Raw genomic sequence first — 19,711 nt, 5'->3', positions numbered from 1 at the left:
TCGGCGGACCAGGACCCAGTTTCACCGGTCACCCGTGCCGGCGCGCCAGCCGCGAGCGGATCGGATCCGTCGCGGTCCTCTGACCTCCGTCCACCACCCCCACCCTGAGGAGCGAAGATGATCAGAAGAATGACCCACCTCTGCGGCGCGCTGGCCGCGGGCCTGCTCGCCATTCCGGCGCTCGCCCACGCCGCACCGGCCGCCGAGCCGGCGCCGGCCAACCGGATCATCGACGGCGAGGAGGTCGCCGACGCCCCGTGGGCGGCCGCGCTGTTCAAGAACGGCTCGTTCAGTTGCAGCGGTTCGGTCATCGGTGCCGAGTGGGTGCTCACCGCGCAGCACTGCGTCGGCAACACCGGCGCCAGCAGCGGGCTGACCGTCAAGGTCGGCAAGGTGCGGCACGCCGAGGGCGAGGTGATCGAGGTCGCGCAGCAGACGGTGCGGCACGACCTGGCGGTACTCAAGCTCAAGAAGCCTGTCTCGAACCCCGTCCTGGTCCGGCTGGCGAGCGCCGACCCCGCGACGAACTCGGAGAACTCGCTGTACGGCTGGGGCCGCACCTGCCGCGACTGCCCCGCCTCGCCCGTGCTGAAGACCGCGCGGGTCAAGGTGACCAGCACCAGTGCCAAGGACGGCAAGGGCGGTCCGGGCATCCGTACCGGCCGGGTCAACGGGCTGGCCTGGAAGGGCGACTCCGGCGGACCGCAGATGTACAACGGCGAGCAGGTGGGCGTCTGCTCGGTCGGCGACGGCAGCTCGTACCAGATCTACGGCAGCGTCGCCGCCAGCCGCGAGTGGATCCGCTCGGTGGCCGGCGTCTGACCGGCTCGGTACCCGCGCACCACACACCGCGCACCGGCGACACGTCGCCGGTGCGCGGTGCCGTCGGTGCCTCCGGTCAGGCCACTCGTCCGGCCGAGGACCGGCCGGACCTGGGCGACGGTGAGGGGGGCGAGCCGGGCCGGCGGTCGGCAGGGCTGGCCAGGTCGACGAAGCCGGGCGCGCCGTTGCGCTCGGCGAACGACGCCACCTCCGCGGCCGTCTGCCGGGCCACCTGCGCCTCCCCGGCCCGCGCGTACGCCCGGGCGGCGAGCGCCAACGCCAGCATCCGGTCGGTGGCGTCGGACACGCCGTCGAACGTCTTCGCGGCCTGGGCGTACGCCGCCGCCGCGGCCGCGTGGTCGCCGCCGTACCCCGACAGCGCGCCGTCGAGGATGAGCACCGAGGCGTCGATGAACGGCGTCCGGTACCCGTTGGCCTCCACCATGGCACGGACCGCGACCGCCGCCTCGCGGTCGATCAGCGCGGCGGCCAGCGCGGCCGAGGGCAGCCACTCGCCGCTTGCGATGACCTGGAGCGGGGTGAACGAGGCGATCAGCTCGTCCAGCAGCGCCCGCGCGTCGGCGGGCCGCTGCTGGAGGGCCCGGCACAGCGCGCCGGAGGCCAGCGCCGTCCAGTGCGGGCGGTGGAAGCCGCAGTCGCGGCCGCGCGCCAGCAGCGGGATGACGTCGTCGTGGTCGTCGGTGTGGCCGCAGAGTACCCGCAGGTAGGCGCGGACGCCGCGGACCTTGAGATCCCAGCCCTCGGCGGGGGTGTCGATGAACGCGTCCGCGGCGGTGAGGACGCGGGCGACGTCGCCGTCGAAGAAGCCGCGCATCGACTCGCCGGAGTAGTTGGTGGTCAGGCCCTGGCCGGGGCCGCGCTCGCTGTCGACCTCGGCGAGCATCTTCTCCGACTGGACCCACTCGCCGTGCTCGCGCAGGGCGGACGCGAGGTTCTGCGAGGCGCGGCGGGTGGCGATGAGCTGGTGCTCGCGGCAGAACGCGTACACCGCGTGGAGTTCGTCGAGCCCGCGCGGGTCGCCCTCGTGGAAGTGGGCGGAGCCGATGGTGATCCGGGCGTTGGCCTGCACCTCCATCAGGCCGAGGCGCTCGGCTATCTCCTGCGCGGCCTCGGCGCTGGCCACGGCGGGGGCCTGCTCGTAGTTGAGCATGTGCAGGCGGCCCAGCTCGGCGTACGCGTCGGCCTTCTCGGCGCTGTCGGGGAGCTGCTCGAACAGTTCGATGGCGCGGTCGAGGCGGGCGAAGGCGAGGGCGTGGTCGGTACGCATGACGGCGATCTGGCCGAGCAGGGTCCAGGCGCGGGCGGCGCCCCCGGGGTCGCCGAGCCGGTGCAGGTCGGTGGCCAGGGTGATGAGCCGGCCGACGCCGCCGCTGGCCAGGAAGGCGGCGCCGTCGAGGTAGAAGCCGAGCTCCTCGTTGAGCAGTTCGAGCTGGCGGCGGCCGATGCTGGCGGGCTCGTCGCCGTAGAGGCTGAGGGCGCGGGCGGCGTGGTCGGCGGCGACGTCGATGACGTTGAGGGCGTACGCGCGGCGGGCCGCCCGGTGCAGGGCGTCGCGGGTCTTGGGGATGAGGTCGCGGGGGCTCTGGCCGAGGGAGGTCGCTATCTCGTACGCGGCCCACCGGTGCCGGCCCAGCACCTCGGCGAGGTCGGTGTCGCGGCTGCGGGACAGCCCCTCCAGCCAGTCGGCGGTGCGCTCGTGCCGGGCCATCCGCTCGGTGCGGGGGAGCCGGCGGTAGCAGACGTCGCGGACCAGGACGTGCCGGAACCGGTACGCGCCCTGGCCGGCCATCGTGGAGCCGATCTGCTCGTACACGAAGTCGCGCTGCTCCAGCCGGCGCAGGGCGCGCTCGACGAGTTCGACGGGCTGGCCCATGGCGGCGGCGACCGCGCCGGGCCAGAACTCCATGCCGACGACGGAGGCGGCGAGCAGGACGGTGCGGTCCTTGGGGTCGAGCAGGTCGAGGCGGTTGGCGATGACGGCGTGCACGCTGTCGGGCATCGGGAGGTCCTGGCTGTTGTCGAGGGTCCAGCCGCGGCCGGACTGGCGCAGGGCACCGCGTTCGATGAGCATCCGCACGTACTCCTGCGCGTACAGCGGGTTGCCGTCGGCGAGTTCGACCAGCGGGCGCAGCATCTCGCTGGCGAACACCGCCTGGCCGAACAGCGAGGCGTACAGGGAGGCGATCGCGTTGGGGCGCAGCGGCGGCAGCGTGATGGTCAGCGAGCCGGAGATGGTGCCCGCCCAGCCCGGCTCCCGGTCGATCAGCTCGGGGCGGGCGGTGCCCAGCAGCAGCAGCGGCACGTCGCGGGCGGTGGCGCCGAGCAGTTCGACGAAGCGCAGCATGGTCCGGTCGGCGCAGTGCAGGTCCTCGATGACGAGCACGGTGGGCCGGCGCCGGGCCATCGCGATGAGGAACCGCCGCCACGCCGACTCGGCCTCCTCCGGCGGCAGCCGGGGGCCGGGCAGGCCCACGAGCGGGCGCAGCGCGTCGATGAGCCGGTCGGCCTGGGGGGCGACGTGCGGCCGCGGGTCGGGGACCGGCGCGGCGACCAGGGCGCGGACGGCCGCGGACAGGCGCTCGTCGGCGGTGGCGGCGTCGTCGGTGTCCAGGATGCCGGCCTCGGCCTTGACGATGTCGGCGAGCGCCGCGAAGGTGACGTTCTCGCCGAAGGGCGGGCAGCGGCCGGTCCGCCAGGTGATCGGCTCCTCCAGCAGCCGGTCGCTGTGCCGGTACAGCTCGCGGACGAGCCGGCTCTTGCCGATGCCGGCGTGGCCGAAGACGGTGACGAGCTGCGGCATCCGGTCGCTGAGGGCGCGGTGCAGGGCGTTGATGAGCAGGTTCAGCTCGTGGTCGCGGTCGACGAGCGGGGTGGGGTCGGGCTCCTGGTCCGGCAGCCGGCGCTGGACGGCGTCGAGCGCCAGCCACACCTCGGTCGGGGTGGAGCGGCCGCGCAGCGTCACCGGCGGCTGCGAGGCGTACCGGATCTCGGTCTGGGTCAGCGCGTAGGTGGCGCCGCAGACCAGGACGCCGCCGGGCGGCGCCACCGACTGCATCCGGGAGGCGGTGTTGACGACGTCGCCGGCCACGATGGCCTGCCCGCCGTCGCGCGCCGCCAGGACGTCCACCAGCGCCTCGCCCGTGGCCACGCCGACCCGGAAGCGCAGGTCGTCGCGCCCCGCCGGGGCGCACCGGCCGAGCGCGCGCTGGAGTTCCAGGCCCGCGCGCACGCAGCGCAGGGCGTCGGTCTCGGTGGCGATCGGCGCGCCGAACAGCGCCATGACGGCGTCCCCGATGTACTTCTCGACGACGCCGCCGTACCGCTGGATCACCTGCCGGGCGGCGCTGAAGAAGCCGGTCTGCAGGTGCCGCACCTGCTCGGGGTCGGCCTGCTCCACATAGGGCGTGAAGTCGATCAGGTCCACGAACTGGACGCTGATCCGGCGGCGGTCCTCCAGGGTGGTGCGGGCGGGGCCGGCCTCCTCGCCGTCGGCGCGGGCGGTGCCGCACCGCGTGCAGAAGGAGCCGTCGGGGGCCAGGTTGGCGCCGCAGCCCCCACATGCGACGGTGAGTTCGGCACCGCAGCCCCCGCAGTACCTGTCCTCGGTCGCGGCGACGCGGTGACACCTCGGGCACTGGCCGATGACGCGTCCTCCATGCGTGTCGGTCGGTCGACCCCTGACCACCGCCGGTCCGGCGGGCGGCCGGGTGTCGGCGGCTGTGGTGGGCCGGAGGCGTGTCGACGTGGCGTGTGGGCTCGCCACAGGCGGAGTATGCCGCACATCCCGGCGCCCGGAAAGTCGGTCAGGTGCCGATCCGGCCTAACGGTCGGGCATGCCGGCGCGGCGGCGGAGGGCCGGTAGATCATTGATGACGATGCGTCTTCCTTCGGTGCGCAGCCAGTTACGGCCGGCGAACGAGCCGATGGCCTGGTTCACGCTCTGCCGCGAGCCGCCGGCCATCTCGGCGAGCTGGCTCTGGTTCAGCTCGACGGTGACGATGGTCGCCGAGGTGTCGCCCGCCAGCCGCACGAGGGTCTTGGCGACGCGGCCGGGCAGGTCGAGGAACACGTGGTCGGCGTTCTGCTCGGTGAGCCGGCGGATCAGCGCGCCGAGCGAGCGCATGACGGCGTCCAGGATGCGCGGATTGGAGTGCACCAGCTCCATGAACGCCCCGCGCGAGAGCGCCAGCGCGTGGGTGTCCTCGATGGCCTCGGCCGACGCCGACCGGGCCGAGCCGTCCAGCAGCGAGACCTCGCCCAGGACGTCGGGCGGGCGGACCACCGAGAGCATCGCGCGCTCGCCCGTGGCGGAGGTGCGGAAGACCGCGACGGCGCCGCGCTTGAGCAGGATCAGGGAGTCGCCCGGGTCGTTCTCCACGAACAGCAGCGTGCCGCGGCGGTACGTGCGCGGCACGGCGGCGGCCAGCACCCGCTGCCGCACCTCCTGTTCGAGGCCGGTGAACATCGCCACCCCGCTGAGCGCGTCCCCGTTGTCCGGCAACCGAAGCTCCACCCTCGTCCCTCCCCGGTAGGACATCTTGCGACCTGCACCACCTGCGCTGCTGCCGTCACCTGCACTGCTGCTGCCGTCACGCCAACCGGCCGGTGTCGAACAGCATGGCGGCACCCGGGCGGTACGGGCAATGCGTTGTGGGCCATTCGTCAGCGTTCCGGCCGGTGCCGGGCACCATGATCACAGGGGTGGGCCCGGCGTTTGGCGCCGGGTGGTGCGGCGCGGAAGAATCAGTGCGGTGACCTATCGCTACTTCTACGACTGCGAGTTCATCGAGGACGGGACCACGATCGACCTCGTCTCGATCGCCGTGGTCGACGAGCGGGGCCGCGAGTTCTACGCGGTCTCCACCGAGTTCGACGACAGCCGCGCCATCCCGTGGGTGCGCCGCCACGTCCTGGACAAGCTGCCCTCCCCGGCCGACCGGGCGTGGCGCTCCCGCGCCCGGATCCGCGACGAGCTGTACGAGTTCCTGGCCGCGCCGCTGCGCGCGGGCGAGGCGGCCGAGCTGGAGCTGTGGGCCTGGTACGCGGCGTACGACCACGTGGTGCTCGCCCAGCTCTGGGGGCCGATGACCGCGCTGCCCCGGGAGATCCCGCGGTTCACCAAGGACCTGCGCCAGCGCTGGGACGACCGGGGCCGGCCGGCCCTGCCCGAGGCCGACGGGCGGCACGACGCGCTCGTCGACGCCCGGCACAACCTCGCCCGGTGGCACGCCATGGCCGGTGTCCCCCGCGGCGCGGACGGGTAAATCCGCCCGGAGCGGATCGTCGGCCGCCAGAATGGGGCGGTCAGTCGCGCGACGAGGGGACGAAGGAACATGCGGGTCGGCGTACTCACCGGCGGGGGCGACTGCCCCGGCCTCAACGCGGTCATCCGGGGCATCGTGCGCAAGGGCGTCACGGCGTACGGGTACGACTTCGTCGGCTTCCGGGACGGCTGGCGCGGGCCGCTGGAGGGGCTGACCCGGCCGCTGGGGATCGCCGACGTGCGCGGCATCCTGCCCCGCGGCGGCACCATCCTCGGCACCAGCAGGACCAACCCGTACCAGGTCGAGGGCGGGGTGCAGCGCCTGGTCGCCCACCTGGACCAGCTCGGCCTGGACGCGCTGGTGGCGATCGGCGGCGAGGACACCCTGGGTGTGGCGACCCGGCTGCACGCGCAGGGCGTACCGGTCGTGGGCGTGCCCAAGACGATCGACAACGACCTCAGCGGCACCGACTACACCTTCGGCTTCGACACGGCGGTCAACATCGCCATGGAGGCCATCGACCGGCTGCACACCACCGCCGAGAGCCACCACCGCACGCTCGTCGTCGAGGTGATGGGCCGGCACGCCGGCTGGATCGCCCTGCACGCCGGCCTGGCCGGGGGCGCCAACGTCATCCTGCTGCCGGAGCGGGAGTTCGATGTGGAGCTGGTGGCCGGGTACGTGGAGAAGCGGTTCCAGTTCGAGTACGCGCCGATCGTCGTCGTGGCCGAGGGCGCCCGGCCGCTGGCCGGCCAGATGCTCGTGGTGAACTCCGAGACCGACGCGTTCGGCCACGTGCGGCTGGGCGGCATCGGCCAGTGGCTGGCCGGGGAGCTGGAGTCGCGCACCGGCAAGGAGGCGCGCACCGTGGTGCTCGGCCACATCCAGCGCGGCGGCACGCCGACGGCGTTCGACCGGGTCCTGGCGACCCGGTTCGGCCTGCACGCCATCGACGCCGTCCAGGCGGGCGCGTACGGCACGATGGTGGCGCTGCGCGGCACCGACATCGTGCGGGTGCCGCTGGCCGAGGGCACCGGCGCGCTCAAGACCGTCCCGCTGGAGCGGTACGCCGAGGCCGAGGTGTTCTTCGGCAGTTGACGCCCGGACCGGCGGACGAGGGGAGCCTGATGAACGAGCGGCACACCGTGGCGGTGGTCGGCGCGGGGAAGATCGGCGAGCTGATGCTCGCCGGCCTGCTGCGGGCCGGCTGGCCGGCCGGGCGGCTGCTGGCGACGGCCCGGCGGCCGGAGCGGGCGGCCGCGCTGCGGCAGCAGTACGGCGTGGAGTGCACCGACAACCCGGACGCGGTGACCCGCGCCGACGTGGTGGTCGTCGCGGTCAAGCCGCAGGACGCCGACGCGCTGCTGGCCGAGGTCGCCCCGAAGGTGCCCGCGGACAAGCTGATCGTCTCGATGTGCGCCGGGCTGCCCACGGGGTTCTTCGCCGACCGGCTGCCCGCCGGCACGCCGGTGGTGCGGGTGATGACCAACACGCCGGCGCTGGTCGACGAGGCGATGACGGCGATCTCCGCCGGGGCCCACGCGAGCGGCGCGCACCTGGCGCTGGTCGAGGAGCTGTTCCGCCCGCTGGGCCGCACGATCCGGGTGCCGGAGTCGCAGCAGGACGCGGTGACGGCCCTGTCGGGCTCCGGGCCCGCCTACTTCTACCTGCTGGTCGAGGCGATGATCGACGCCGGGATCCTGCTGGGCCTGCCCCGCCAGGTGGCCCGCGACCTGATCGTGCAGACCGCGATCGGGGCGTCGGTGATGCTGCGGGACTCCGGCGAGCACCCGGTGACGCTGCGTGAGGCGGTGACCTCGCCGGCGGGTACGACGATCGCGGCGGTCGCGGAGCTGGAGCGGCACGGCGTGCGGGCGGCGCTGCTCGCCGCCCTGGAGGCCGCCCGCGACCGGGCGCGCGAGCTGGCCGCGGACGCCTGAGCGGCGCCGGCCGGGTGCCGGGGCGGTGACGGTCGGTCGTACGCTGGAATCATGATTGACCAGTGGTACCTGCCCCGCGCCGGTGAGGCCGCCCGGTCCGGCGGCAGCCGCCCGGAGAGCGCCGACGCCGAGAAGCTCGGCCTCGACGTGTGGCGCGAGCTGCCCCGGGAGCAGATGCCGCCGTGGCCGGACGCCGCCCGGGTCGCCGACGTCTGCGCCGTCCTGGACCAGGTGCCCTCGATCGTGGCGCCCTACGAGGTCGACCAGCTCGCCGACCGGCTGGCGCTGGCCTGCGAGGGGCGCGCGTTCGTGCTGATCGGCGGCGACTGCGCCGAGACGTTCGTGGACAACACCGAGCGGCACCTGCTCGCCAACGCCCGCACGCTGCTCCAGATGGCCGTCGTGCTGACCTACGGCGCCTCGGTCCCGGTCGTCAAGATCGGCCGGTTCGCCGGGCAGTACACCAAGCCGCGCTCGTCGCCGACCGACGCCCTGGGCCTGCCCGCGTACCGCGGGGACATGATCAACTCGCTGGAGCCGGACGCCGCCGCCCGCGCGGCCGACCCCCACCGGATGGTCCGCGCCTACGCCAACGCCGCCGCGGCCCTGAACATGATGCGCGCCTACCTCGGCGGCGGCATGGCCGACCTGCACGCGGTCCACGACTGGAACAAGGACTTCGTGCGGATCTCCGCGGCGGGCGAGCGGTACGAGGCGATCGCCCGGGAGATCGACCGGGCGCTGGCCTTCATCCGCGCCTGCGGGATGACCGAGGAGGAGGCGCTGCGCAGCGTGACGCTGTACAGCTCGCACGAGGCGCTGGCGCTGGAGTACGAGCGGTCGCTGGCCCGGATCGTCGGCGACCGGGCGTACGGGCTGTCCGGGCACTTCCTCTGGGTGGGGGAGCGGACCCGCCAGCTCGACCACGCGCACGTGGACTTCGTCTCGCGGCTCAGCAACCCCATCGGGGTGAAGATCGGCCCGACGACGACCCCGGCGGCCGCCCGCGAGCTGTGCGCCAAGCTGAACCCGCACAACATCCCCGGCCGGCTGACGCTGATCAGCCGGATGGGCAACCACCGGGTCCGCGAGGTGCTGCCGGCCATCGTGGACGAGGTCACCGTCGCCGGCCACAAGGTCGTCTGGCAGTGCGACCCGATGCACGGCAACACCCAGGAGTCCTCCAACGGGTACAAGACCCGGCACTTCGACCGGATCGTCGACGAGGTGCTGGGCTACTTCGAGGTGCACCGCGCCCGCGGTACCCACCCCGGCGGGCTGCACGTCGAGCTGACCGGCGAGGACGTCACCGAGTGCCTCGGCGGCGCGCAGGCGATCGAGGACGGGGACCTGCCCGGGCGGTACGAGACCGCCTGCGACCCCCGGCTGAACACCCAGCAGTCGCTGGAGCTGGCCTTCCTGGTGGCGGAGATGCTCCGTGGCTGAGTCCGGCGCCGAGGCGGTCACCGCGGAGCTGCGCACGGTGGACCTGCGCTCGGACACCGTCACCCGCCCGAGCGCGGGGATGCGCGCGGCGATGGCCGACGCCGAGGTCGGCGACGACGTGTACGGCGAGGACCCGACGACCAACCTGCTCCAGGAGCGGGTGGCGGCGCTGTTCGGGCACGAGGCCGCCCTGTTCACGCCGACCGGCTCGATGGCCAACCAGATCGCGCTGCAACTGCTGGTGCCGCCGGCCAACGAGATCCTCGTCGACGCCGACGCGCACGTGGTGACGTACGAGATCGGGGCGGCGGCGGCCTACGGGGGCATCTCCTCGCGGACCTGGCCGGCCAAGGGCGGCGCGATCGACCCGCAGCGGGTGGCCGCGATGGTCCGACCGGACGGCTACTGGGCGGTGCCGACCCGGGCCATCGCCGTCGAGCAGACGCACAACCTGGCCGGGGGTACGGTCGCCCCGCTGGCGACGCTGGACGCCCTGCGCGCGGTCGCCGACGGCGCGGGCGTGGCGCTGCACTGCGACGGCGCGCGGATCTGGCACGCCCACGTCGCCGACGGGGTGCCGCTGGACAGCTACGGCGCGCTGTTCGACACCCTGGCGGTCTGCCTGTCCAAGGGCCTGGGCGCGCCGGTGGGGTCGCTGCTGGTCGGCTCGGCCGAGCGGATCGCCCAGGCGCGCTGGCTGCGCAAGCGGCTCGGCGGCGGGATGCGGCAGGTCGGGGTGCTGGCCGCGGCCGGCCTGTACGCGCTGGAGCACCACATCGGCCGGCTGGCCGAGGACCACGCCCGCGCGGCCCGGCTGGCCGAGGCGCTGGCCCCGTACGGCGTGGTGGTCGGGGAGCCGCGTACCAATGTCGTCCTGCTGGACCTGCACGACGCGCCGGGGTTCGCCGCCGCCGCCCGCGAGCGGGGGGTCCTGGTCTCGGTGCTCGGGCCGCGCACCGGCCGGCTGATCACGCACCTGGACATCGACGACGTGGCGGTGGAGCAGGCACTCGACGTGCTCACCTCGCTGCTGGAGCGCCGCGCCGCCTGACGCGGCGGCGCGGCCACCGGCACCGCGCGCCCGGGGTGCGGCCCCGGGCGCGCGCTCAGCGTCCGAAGGCGACGTTCGGGAACACCGCGACGGTGCCGCGGTTCAGGGCGGGCACGTCGGCCGCCGCCGCCGCGACCCGGGCGAACGTCGGTGTGCCGAGGACCACCTTCAGCGTGTACGCGCCGGGCGTCGGCACGGCGACGTTGTGCCCGTACCGGTAGTAGTCGGCGCGGTGCAGGAACCACAGCCGCCGCTGGTCGACGACCGTGCCGGCGGAGTCGAGGACCTGGAGGGTCACCGGCACGTCGGGGACGATCCGGCCGGTGGCGGCCTCGATCGGCACGACCGCGACGTGGTGGGTCTCGGTCGGCAGCGGGGCGCGGAACGTGTGGACGCCCCCGACGAGCTGCTGCCACCCCTGCGGCCGGCCGACGACGTAGGCGACCCGCCACTCGTCCATGGTGGTCTGGCCGCCGCCGTCGCGGATGTCGCGGTCGAGCGCCGCGGACCCCGCCGCGGCGCCCGCGGCCGCGGTGGCGGGGGGCTTCTTCCGCGTACAGCAGCCGCCGACACTGAGCGTGAGCACTGCGGCGGCCAGGACGGCCAGGGGGGCTTTGACCATGGGGGGACTCCTCGGGATCCGAGGCGACTCTCGCCTCGGCCCGCCAACCTGCCGTACCTCCCGCCCCGGTGCCATCGGGTGTGGTTCATCCCACCTGTACAACCAGCTCAGGCGCCGGTTTACCGCCTGCGACAGAGCACCTGGGCGGTCGCTGCCCAGGTGCCGGGATCGCCCGGATGACCGGGTTCCGGGGCGTCGGCCCAGGGCGCGGTCGTGCCCGGGCGGCAGCTACGCAGCGTGGTGGTCAGCCGGCCGTGGGGTGGGTGGTGACGTTCTGGAGGTAGAGCTGCTCGCCCATCGCCTCGATGAGGGCGAGCTGCGTCTCCAGGTAGTCCACGTGCTGCTCCTCGTCGGCGAGGATGTCCTCGAAGATCTTCGCCGAGGTCACGTCGCCGACCGACCGCATGTGCGCGCTGCCGCGCCGCAGGCGCGCGATGGCCTCGACCTCGACCTGCAGGTCGCACCGGAACTGCTCGGCCACCGACTCGCCGATCCGCAGCGGGAACAGGCGCTGGAGGTTGGGCAGCCCCTCCAGGAACAGGATGCGGTCGGTCAGGGTCTCGGCGTGCCGCATCTCGTCGATGGACTCGTGCCGGGTGTGCGCCGCCAGGGTGGTGTAGCCCCAGTTCTCCTGCATCTTGGCGTGCAGGAAGTACTGGTTGATCGCGGTCAGCTCCGCGGTCAACTGTTCGTTGAGGAACTCCACCACCCGCGCGTCACCCTGCATAGCCGCAGCGTATGGGCTGTCCGGCCGGCGCGTGGATCAAGCGGCGAGATTCACCGCGAGGGGACGGGCGGCCTCGGCGTCGATCAGCTCCGCGATGCGGTCGTGGCAGCTCCCGCAGCCGGTACCGGCGCCGCAGGCCTCGCCGACGCAGGCCTCGGTGCGCGCCCCGCCGCGGATGGCGGCGCGGACCTCGCACTCGCGTACCCGCGCGCAGATGCAGACGAACACCGGCGGACTCCCTCTTCGGCAGGCTTACCTAACGAAGGGTGCCCTAAGGCAGGCGGTCACGGCAAGTGCGGAGCCGACAACCGCCCGAGAGTCGCGATGTCGGCCGCATGTCCGGCATGGCCCTTGCTGGGCGTCTCCACGATCACCGGTACCCCGGCCGCGGCCGGGTGCGCCAGCAGCTCCGCGAAGGCCGGCGCGCCGATCGTGCCGGCGCCGATCGTCTCGTGCCGGTCGCGGCGGGAGCCGCACGCGTCGCGGGAGTCGTTGGCGTGGACGAGCCAGAGCCGGTCCGGGCCCACGGCCGCGGTCAGCGCGTCCAGGGTGGCGCTCATGCCGCCGGCCGCGGCCAGGTCGTGGCCGGCCGCCCACGCGTGGCAGGTGTCCAGGCACACGCCCAGCCACGGGTGCCGGTCGACGGCGGCCAGGTACGGCTCCAGGTCCTGGACCCGGGCCGCCAGCGACCGCCCGCCGCCCGCACTGGGCTCGACCAGCAGGCGCGGGTACCCCCGGTCGGCGGCCTCGTCGAGCAGCGGCAGCAGCGCCTCCCGCACCTGGAGCAGCGCGGCGTCGCCGTGGGCGGCGTCGACGGCGCTGCCGGCGTGGAAGACGACGCCGCGGGCACCGATCGCCGCGCCGCGGCGCAGCGCGTGGGCCAGGGCCCGGGTGGAGTGGGCGACGGTCTCAGGAGTCGGCGAGCCGAGGTTGACCAGCAGCGAGGCGTGGACGTACGCCGGCACGTCGCGGTCGGCGCAGCCGGCGCGGAACGCCTCGTCCTGCGCCGGCACGCCCTCGGGCAGCGCCCAGCCGCGCGGGTTGCCGACGTAGACCTGGACGGCGGTCGCGCCCGTGGCGGCCAGGTACGGCAGGGCGGATTTGGCCAGCCCGCCCGCGGCCGGCGCGTGCCCGCCGACCGGGCGGGCGCCCGAGCGGGGCCGGGGCAGCGGGGCCGCGGGCAGCGCGCTGGTCACAGGCAGCCGATCGTCACGACGGACCGGGCGGGCACCTCGGTGCCCTCGGTCGGGTCCTGGAGCCGGACCACGCCGTTGGGGTTGTAGGTGACCCTGGCCTCCAGGCCCATCCCGGTCAGCGCCTGGCGGGCCTGCTGGCAGGGCAGGTCCAGCACGCGCGGCACCTTCAGCACCGGCGGGCCGTCGCTGAGCCGCAGCGTGATCTTCGCGCCCTTCTCGACCCCGGTGCCGGCATCCAGGCTCTGCCCGAGCACCTGGCCGGTCGGCGCGTCGCCGGGGACGGTCTGCTCGGTGACCACGAGGCCGAGCTGCGCGAGCAGCCGCCGGGCCTCGGCCACCGCCTTGCCCACCAGGTCCGGGACCGTCACCGGCGGCCGTCCCCTGCTGACGGTGACGGTGACCGCGGTGCCGGGCTTGACGGTGGCGCCGGCGGCCGGGTCCAGGGCGCTGACCATCCCGGGCGGGAGCGTCTCGTGGTACCGGTCCGGGCCGCGCTTGACGGGCAGGCGCAGGGCGCCCAGCTCCACCCCGGCCATGTCGAAGGTCATGCCGATGACGTTGGGCACCTGGTACCGCTCCGGGCCGAGCGAGAGCACCAGCGTCACCGTGCCGCCGCGGATGATCGGCGCCTCCGGGGCGGGGTCCTGGGCGAGGACGAGTTCGGGCCGGACCAGCTCGTCGTGCCGGGCGTCGCTGAAGTTCAGCACCAGGCCGGCGTCGGCCGCGCGGTCCTGCGCCTCGACCTTGGTGAGGTTCACCAGGCTCGGCGCCTGCGTGTAGCGGCCGGCGGCCACCCACCACACGCCGAGCCCGGCCAGCAGCGCCAGGACGACGCCGGCCGCGACCAACGGCAGCGGGCCGTGCCGGCCGTGGACCAGCCGGACGGCCCCGGCGGTCGCCCGAGCGGCGGTGACCGCCCCGTCGCGCGCCCGGTCCAGCAGCCCGGCGGCGCCCGGGCGGCGCGGCGGCGCGGCGGCCTCGCGGCGGGACCGCGGCCGGCGGCTGGGCAGCGTCGGCACCCGCATCGTCGGCCCGTCCGCGCCGCGGGGCGCGGCGGCGGCGCCGGTGCCGATCTCGTCGCGCAGCGCCGCGGTCTCGGCCAGCATCGCCGCGGCGTCGGAGAAGCGGCGGGACCGGTCGCGGCGGGTCGCCCGCAGCACCAGCGCGTCCACCTCGCCGGGCACCGTCGGGGCGTAGCGCGAGGGCGGCGGCACGTCGCAGTCGACGTGCTGCCAGGCCACGTCCACCGGCCGCGCGCCGGAGTACGGCACCCGGCCGGTCAGCATCTCGAACAGCACGACGCCGACCGAGTAGATGTCGGCGCGCGGGTCGGCGGCGCCGTCGGCGACCAGCTCCGGGGCCACGTAGGCGACGGTGGCCATGAGCTGGCCGGGGTCGTCGGCGCTGGCCTCGACCGCGCTGGCCAGGCCGAAGTCGGCGACCTTCACGACGGCGTCCACGAGCCGCCCCGGCCCCTGCTGCGGCGCCTCGGCGACGAGGACGTTCTCCGGCTTGACGTCGCGGTGCACCAGGCCGGCGCGGTGGGCGGCGGCCAGCGCCGCGAGCACCTGCTCGGCGACGGCCAGCGCCTCGGCCGGGTCCAGCCGCCGACGCTGCGCGAGGATCTCGCGCAGCGTCCGGCCGCGCACGTACTCCATCACCAGGTACGGGCGGCCCTCGCACTCGCCCTGGTCGTAGACGGCGACGACGTTGGGGTGGGTCAGCCGCGCGATCGCCTTGGCCTCGTGGGTGAACCGGCCGGGGAAGTCCGGGTCGACGTCCGGCCCGGACTGGATGATCTTCAGGGCGACGACGCGTTCGAGCCGCTCGTCGGTCGCCGTGTAGACGGTCGCGACCCCGCCGCGCGCGACCCGGCCCCGGACGCGGTAGCGCCCGTCGACCAGGGCGCCCAGCATCGGGTCGGCGAGCTGCGTGTCCATCGGCGAAGTCCCACTCTCGGCGGGCCCGGGCGGCGGCGCGCGCACCCGGGTGCGGCCCCCGCGACCGGGCAGGGCGTTGCCCAGGATGCCACAGCGGCCGGTGTGCACACATGTTCCGTCCGGACGCGTCAGACGGACATCTCGGACAGCGCCGTCAGCCGGTGCCGTCCGGGACATCGGCCGGGACGGCCGTCGGCGACGGCGCCGGGGTGGGGGACGGGGCCGGTCCCGCGGTGGGGGTGGGGCGCGGCGGCGTCCGCGGTACGGCCGGGACCAGCACCGCCTCGGGCAGTTCCCGGGCGGTCCACACCGACGGCGGCCGACTGGCGGCGCCGCGCCGCCCCGCCGCCGGGGTCGGGGTGGCCGGGCCGCCGGCCCGCGGCGGCGCCGGGCTCGCCGACGGGGCGCCCGCGGCGGGTCCGGCCGGCGCGGCCGCGTCCGGCGGCGGCGCCGGGAACGCCGCGGGCGGCGGGTGCGGCACCGACCAGTCGACGAGCTGGACGACCGCGAGGGCACCCACCGCCGACAGCGCCGCCGTACCGCCGAGGACCAGACCCAGCTTGCGCAGCCGGTGCGGGCTGTCCTGGTCGACGCTGTGCTGGTAGAGGTCGTACCGGACCGAGCGCAGCGCCCCGGCCAGCTCTCGCCGTATCGCCTGCCACATGGGGTGCCTTCCGTAGTCGCGTGCCGGGCCGGGGTCGCCGGGCGCCGGGCGGGGCGCCGCCGGCCCGGCATGGCGGGGTGTCGGGGGTCATGACAGGGTGGTCGGGTGGATGGACGCGCAGGGATGAAGCGGCCGGCCGGGCAGCCGACCGGGGTGGAGCCGACGGCGAGCGGGCCGGCGGCGGTGGAGCCGGCCGAGTGGGTACCGCTGCCCGATGTCGCCGAGCGGCTCGACCTCACCATCAGCAGGGTGCGCCAGTACGTGCGCGACGGCACCCTGCTGGCCGTCCGCCGGGACGGGGTGCTGCGGGTGCCGGGCGAGCTGATCGCCAACCCGACCGTCCTCAAGCACCTGCCCGGTGTCCTCACCGTGCTGCGGGACAATGGGTACAACGAGGACGAGTCGCTGCGGTGGCTCTACGCGTCCGACGATTCCCTCCAGGGGGGTTGTCCGGCCCGCGCGCTGGGCGGCCCGGAGGCCGTGGAGGTGCGGCGGCGCGCCCAGGCGCTCGGTTACTGAGGCCCACATGGGACAGCTCACCTACCTCGCCGTCCTCGGCGGCTGCCTGGTCGCCGTGGCCTGGCTGGAGCCGGCCCTGCGGCTGCGGGTGTACCGGCACCGGCGCCGCCTGCTGTGGACGGTGCTGCCGGTCGCGCTCCTGTTCGGACTCTGGGACGTCGCCGCGCTGGCGGCCGGCCACTGGTGGCTGGACCCGGCCCAGACCACCGGTGTGCGCCTCGGCCCGCTGCCGCTGGACGAGGCGCTGTTCCTGCTGGTGATCCCGGTCTGCGCGATCTACGGGTACGAGGCGGTCGCCGCCGTCCTCGCCCGCCGCCGCCGGTGACCTACACCGCCGCCGCGGCACTCGCCGTTCTCGCCGTCGCCGCGGCCGACTGGTGGCTGCTGCGCACCCGGCTGCTGGGCCGGGCGGCGTTCTGGCTCGCGTACCCGATCATCCTGGGCTTCCAACTGCTCAGCAACGGCATCCTGACCGGGCGCGGCGTCGTCCGGTACGACCCGGCCGCCATCACCGGCCTCCGGCTGGCCCACGCCCCCGTCGAGGACCTGGCCTTCGGCTTCGCCCTGGTTCTGCTGACCCTCAGCCTGTGGTGTCACCGCGGCGCGGCGGGCCCGCCCGGTGCCGCCGGCGACCCGGGCGTGACCAGGCCGGACTGATAGGCGAACACCACGGCCTGGGTCCGGTCGCGCACGTCCAGCTTCATCAGCACCCGGCTGACGTGCGTCTTCACCGTCGCCTCGCCCACCACCAGGTGCCGGGCGACCTCGGTGTTGGACAGCCCGGCGGCCATCAGGGTGAGGACCTCGCGCTCGCGGGTGGTCAGGCTGTCGAGCAGGCCGGCGGCCGGTGTCGCGGGCAGCGGGCGGGCGGCGATCTCGGCGATCACCCCGCGGGCCACCGACGGGTCCAGCCACGCGTTGCCGTCGGCGACGGCGCGGATCGCGGCGGCCAGGTCCGTCGGCGCGGCGTCCTTGAGCAGGAAGCCGGAGGCGCCCGCCCGCAGCGCCTCGTAGACGCGCTCGTCGCTGTGGAAGGTCGTGAGCACCAGGACCTTGACCAGGGCGTCGCGGTCGGTGCGGAAGCCGTCGCTGGTGATCTCGCGGGTCGCCGCCACGCCGTCCATCCGGGGCATGACCACGTCCATGACGACGACGTCCGGCGCGAGTGCCCGGGCGAGGGTGACGGCGGCCTCGCCGTCGTCGGCCTCGCCGACCACCTCGATGCCGGCGGTCGCGCTGAGGACCATGGCGATGCCGGTGCGGACCAGCGGCTGGTCGTCGGCCAGGATGACGCGGATCGCGCTCATGCGCCCTCCCCACCCGGACTGCCGACGGGCGTCGCCGACGCCGCCGCGGGCGGGTCGGTGGCCCGCGGCGGGGCGGCGACGGCGGGCAGGACGGCGGTGACGGCGAAGCCGCGGCGCAGGCGCCGGGTCTCCAGGACGCCGCCGACGGTCAGCACCCGCTCGCGCAGGCCCAGCAGGCCCAGCCCGGTGGACAGCGCCGCCGCCGGCCGGTCCGGGGGCGGCCCGCCGCTGGCGCGGTCCTCCACCAGGACCGTCAGCGTGTCGTGCCGCCAGGTGAGCTCCACCCGGACGACGGCGTCGGCCCCGGCGTGCTTCATGCAGTTGGTCAGCGCCTCCTGCACCACCCGGTACGCGGCGAGGCCGACGCTGGGGTCCACCGCCCCGGCCGTGCCGGTGTGGCGCCCGGTGACGTCCAGGCCCGCCGACCGGCTCTCGGCGATCAGCGTGTCGACGTCGGCCAGGCCGGGGCTGCCGGGCAGGTCGGCCTCCTCCGGCAGGCCGACCGAGCGCAGCAGGCGCAGCATCCGGCGCATCTCCTGCATGGCCTGCTGGCCGGTGGTCTGGATGGTGGTGAGCGCGGCGGCGGTGCGGGCCTCGTCGCCCCCCAGAACCGCGCGGGCGCCGGCGGCCTGGAGCACCATCGCGGTCACCGCGTGCGCCACGATGTCGTGCAGCTCGCGGGCGATCCGCAGGCGCTCGGCGCGCAGCGCCTCGGTGGTGGCGACCTCGTGCGCGGCGGACGCGGCGCCCACCCGGGCCTCGGCGAGCCAGGCGCGGTGGCCGATGCCCCAGGCGACGAGGACGAGCAGCGCGTAGAAGACGGTCTGGCCGATCATGGGTACCAGGATGGACTGCTCGTCGCGCACCTCGTAGTAGTTCTGGAGGCTCAGCGGCAGCATACTGACCACCGCCCAGCTCCCGGACTCCCGCGGCGGGCGCCGGGCCGCCACCGCCTGGAGCGCCACGAGCACCCCGGCGAAGGTGGCGTAGCTGGGCAGCAGCAGGGTGCTCGCCGTCGCGTAGGCGAGCTGCCCGGCCAGGACCGCCGTCGGCCGGGACCGGCGCCAGGCCAGGGTGAGGAACACCAGGGGGGCGGCGACGGCGACGGTCCAGAACGGCAGGCCCGCCCGCGGGTCGGCGGCGGACACCGACCAGACCAGCAGGTCGACGCCGACGCAGCAGGCGATCACGCCGCCGTCGAACCACCACTGCCGGCGCCGCGGACGGCCGTTGGCGGACCCGGCGCCCGGGTCCGCCAACGGCGCGTCCGGGGCCGCCGTCACCTACACCACCACGGCTTGGGGCGCAGCGCGCAGAAGACGGTCGCGTGCACGCCGTTGGCCACCCCCAGTACCGGCAGCACGCGGCCCGCCGCCGGGAGCCCGGGCGGCGGCGGTACCAGGTCGGCGGGGTGCACCCCGCGCAGGACGGTGCGGACGGCCTCGACCCACGTGCGGTGGTCGAACGGCTCCCGCGCCGCCTCCGCCAGCGCCTCGGTGAGCTGGGCAACCTGGCCGGCGCTGCCCGAGGGCGGCGCGCTGGTGTCCTCGTCCCAGGTGGCCAGCGCGCCCAGCACCTGCGCCGGTACCTTGACGTCCAGCCGCAGCGGCCCGGCGTGCGGGTCGGCGCCCGCCACCCGGTACGAGCGGAAGACCGGCACCGCCTCGACGGGCTCCTCGGTGACCCGCTCGGGGTCCGCGGCGGCCTCGACCACCAGGTACCGGTCCCACGGCAGGTTGCGGACCGTCGTCCCGTCCGCGGGCGCCAGCGCGCCCGCCCGGGCGGCGTCGGCCACCGCCAGGTACTCGCCGAAGCGGGCCACCACCCCCAGGTAGTCGCTCTCCTCCGGCGGCCAGGCGGTGGTCATCAGTACCGCCCTGCGCGTCAGATCCTTCGTCATGTGAGCCCCCCGATTTGCTCTTGATCCCCTGGCCCGGCCCCGGTGGGGCCAGCGGCGCGACCCGCCGGGAACCGGTGCCGCACTCCACGCTACGAGCCGTTCCGGGCATCCTCATCCGATTGCGGAATGACCCGTGAATCCGCCCTGAGGGGGACGACAGAGGCTCCGGGTAATTCTGTGGAGGCCCGTTACCCGATCCTTTTCCGCCGCGGAGATGAGCCCCGATTTCCGCCCGGGCGCTGATTCGGCAGAGCCGCCGGAATCGCATTCTGAGTGGACAGCGAATACGTAT

Annotated in this window: 20 protein-coding genes; 9 read left to right on the top strand and 11 right to left on the bottom strand. The window is 75.1% G+C overall.

What is annotated here, in order from left to right:
• Positions 1-117: 117 nt before the first annotated feature.
• Positions 118-822: a S1 family peptidase gene (locus IEY75_RS09325; protein WP_229789477.1), complete on the top strand. Its 705-nt coding sequence runs from the start codon at positions 118-120 to the stop codon at positions 820-822.
• Between the two features lie 76 nt (positions 823-898).
• On the opposite strand, the gene IEY75_RS09320 is transcribed toward IEY75_RS09325, so the two are convergent.
• On the bottom strand, positions 899-4,528 hold the full coding sequence (locus IEY75_RS09320) for an ATP-binding protein (RefSeq protein WP_189113833.1): 3,630 nt from the start codon (positions 4,526-4,528) through the stop codon (positions 899-901).
• A 135-nt stretch (positions 4,529-4,663) separates the two neighbouring features.
• Entirely contained in the window at positions 4,664-5,356 is a 693-nt protein-coding gene (locus IEY75_RS09315; protein ID WP_189113832.1) for a Crp/Fnr family transcriptional regulator, read from the bottom strand.
• Positions 5,357-5,594: 238 nt separating this feature from the next.
• Between IEY75_RS09315 and IEY75_RS09310 the strand changes: the two genes are divergently transcribed.
• The 5 genes from IEY75_RS09310 to IEY75_RS09290 all read left to right on the top strand — a co-directional run bounded on the left by IEY75_RS09310 (position 5,595) and on the right by IEY75_RS09290 (position 10,544).
• A complete protein-coding gene (locus IEY75_RS09310) occupies positions 5,595-6,107 on the top strand; it encodes a polyadenylate-specific 3'-exoribonuclease AS (protein WP_189113831.1) in 513 nt (170 codons plus the stop codon).
• A 69-nt stretch (positions 6,108-6,176) separates the two neighbouring features.
• Complete coding sequence (locus IEY75_RS09305; RefSeq protein ID WP_189113830.1) at positions 6,177-7,205, top strand: 6-phosphofructokinase; 1,029 nt, start codon at positions 6,177-6,179, stop codon at positions 7,203-7,205.
• 29 nt (positions 7,206-7,234) lie between these two features.
• A complete protein-coding gene (proC, locus tag IEY75_RS09300) occupies positions 7,235-8,047 on the top strand; it encodes a pyrroline-5-carboxylate reductase (RefSeq protein WP_189113829.1) in 813 nt (270 codons plus the stop codon).
• A gap of 51 nt (positions 8,048-8,098) precedes the next feature.
• Complete coding sequence (locus IEY75_RS09295; RefSeq protein ID WP_189113828.1) at positions 8,099-9,493, top strand: class II 3-deoxy-7-phosphoheptulonate synthase; 1,395 nt, start codon at positions 8,099-8,101, stop codon at positions 9,491-9,493.
• Between the two features lie 28 nt (positions 9,494-9,521).
• Positions 9,522-10,544 carry a threonine aldolase family protein gene (locus tag IEY75_RS09290; RefSeq protein ID WP_268244343.1) on the top strand — a complete coding sequence of 341 codons (1,023 nt, stop codon included), beginning with the start codon at positions 9,522-9,524 and terminating at the stop codon, positions 10,542-10,544.
• 55 nt (positions 10,545-10,599) lie between these two features.
• Here the strand turns inward: IEY75_RS09290 and IEY75_RS09285 are convergent, their stop codons facing one another.
• From IEY75_RS09285 to IEY75_RS09260, 6 genes are all read right to left on the bottom strand, one after another.
• The gene (locus IEY75_RS09285; RefSeq protein ID WP_189113826.1) at positions 10,600-11,166 is read right to left on the bottom strand and encodes an iron transporter; all 567 of its coding nucleotides are present in this window, start codon (positions 11,164-11,166) and stop codon (positions 10,600-10,602) included.
• 244 nt (positions 11,167-11,410) lie between these two features.
• Positions 11,411-11,893, bottom strand: coding sequence for a bacterioferritin (gene bfr, locus IEY75_RS09280; RefSeq protein WP_189113825.1), 483 nt, complete (start codon positions 11,891-11,893; stop codon positions 11,411-11,413).
• Between the two features lie 36 nt (positions 11,894-11,929).
• Complete coding sequence (locus IEY75_RS09275; protein WP_189113824.1) at positions 11,930-12,121, bottom strand: (2Fe-2S)-binding protein; 192 nt, start codon at positions 12,119-12,121, stop codon at positions 11,930-11,932.
• A 56-nt stretch (positions 12,122-12,177) separates the two neighbouring features.
• Positions 12,178-13,089 (bottom strand): deoxyribonuclease IV, encoded by a 912-nt coding sequence (locus IEY75_RS09270; RefSeq protein WP_229789476.1) that lies wholly within the window; start codon positions 13,087-13,089, stop codon positions 12,178-12,180.
• On the bottom strand, positions 13,086-15,029 hold the full coding sequence (gene pknB, locus IEY75_RS09265; protein ID WP_189113823.1) for a Stk1 family PASTA domain-containing Ser/Thr kinase: 1,944 nt from the start codon (positions 15,027-15,029) through the stop codon (positions 13,086-13,088). Before pknB ends, IEY75_RS09270 begins: the two co-directional genes overlap by 4 nt.
• A gap of 154 nt (positions 15,030-15,183) precedes the next feature.
• Positions 15,184-15,693, bottom strand: a complete 510-nt coding sequence (locus IEY75_RS09260) for a hypothetical protein (protein ID WP_189113822.1) — start codon at positions 15,691-15,693, stop codon at positions 15,184-15,186.
• Between the two features lie 123 nt (positions 15,694-15,816).
• Here IEY75_RS09260 and IEY75_RS09255 point away from each other — a divergent pair, with 123 nt between their 5' ends.
• The 3 genes from IEY75_RS09255 to IEY75_RS09245 are packed head-to-tail and all read left to right on the top strand — an operon-like array spanning position 15,817 to position 16,869.
• A complete protein-coding gene (locus tag IEY75_RS09255) occupies positions 15,817-16,212 on the top strand; it encodes an Rv2175c family DNA-binding protein (protein WP_189113940.1) in 396 nt (131 codons plus the stop codon).
• A 7-nt stretch (positions 16,213-16,219) separates the two neighbouring features.
• On the top strand, positions 16,220-16,537 hold the full coding sequence (locus tag IEY75_RS09250) for a lycopene cyclase domain-containing protein (protein ID WP_189113821.1): 318 nt from the start codon (positions 16,220-16,222) through the stop codon (positions 16,535-16,537).
• Complete coding sequence (locus IEY75_RS09245; protein WP_189113820.1) at positions 16,534-16,869, top strand: lycopene cyclase domain-containing protein; 336 nt, start codon at positions 16,534-16,536, stop codon at positions 16,867-16,869. The genes IEY75_RS09250 and IEY75_RS09245 overlap by 4 nt, the downstream gene beginning before the upstream one ends.
• On the opposite strand, the gene IEY75_RS09240 is transcribed toward IEY75_RS09245, so the two are convergent.
• From IEY75_RS09240 to IEY75_RS09230, 3 genes are read right to left on the bottom strand one after another with little or no spacing between them, the layout of a single operon-like run.
• The gene (locus IEY75_RS09240) at positions 16,806-17,519 is read right to left on the bottom strand and encodes a response regulator (protein WP_189113819.1); all 714 of its coding nucleotides are present in this window, start codon (positions 17,517-17,519) and stop codon (positions 16,806-16,808) included. The genes IEY75_RS09245 and IEY75_RS09240 overlap by 64 nt on opposite strands.
• Positions 17,516-18,802 carry a sensor histidine kinase gene (locus tag IEY75_RS09235; protein WP_189113818.1) on the bottom strand — a complete coding sequence of 429 codons (1,287 nt, stop codon included), beginning with the start codon at positions 18,800-18,802 and terminating at the stop codon, positions 17,516-17,518. Before IEY75_RS09235 ends, IEY75_RS09240 begins: the two co-directional genes overlap by 4 nt.
• Complete coding sequence (locus IEY75_RS09230) at positions 18,799-19,419, bottom strand: hypothetical protein (protein ID WP_189113817.1); 621 nt, start codon at positions 19,417-19,419, stop codon at positions 18,799-18,801. The genes IEY75_RS09235 and IEY75_RS09230 overlap by 4 nt, the downstream gene beginning before the upstream one ends.
• Positions 19,420-19,711: the final 292 nt, after the last annotated feature.

The sequence above is a fragment of the Pilimelia terevasa genome (genome assembly GCF_014647915.1).
Classification (GTDB): Bacteria; Actinomycetota; Actinomycetes; order Mycobacteriales; family Micromonosporaceae; genus Pilimelia; species Pilimelia terevasa.
Note: the sequence above shows the minus strand (reverse complement) of the source record. Positions and strands in the feature narration are given on the sequence as shown.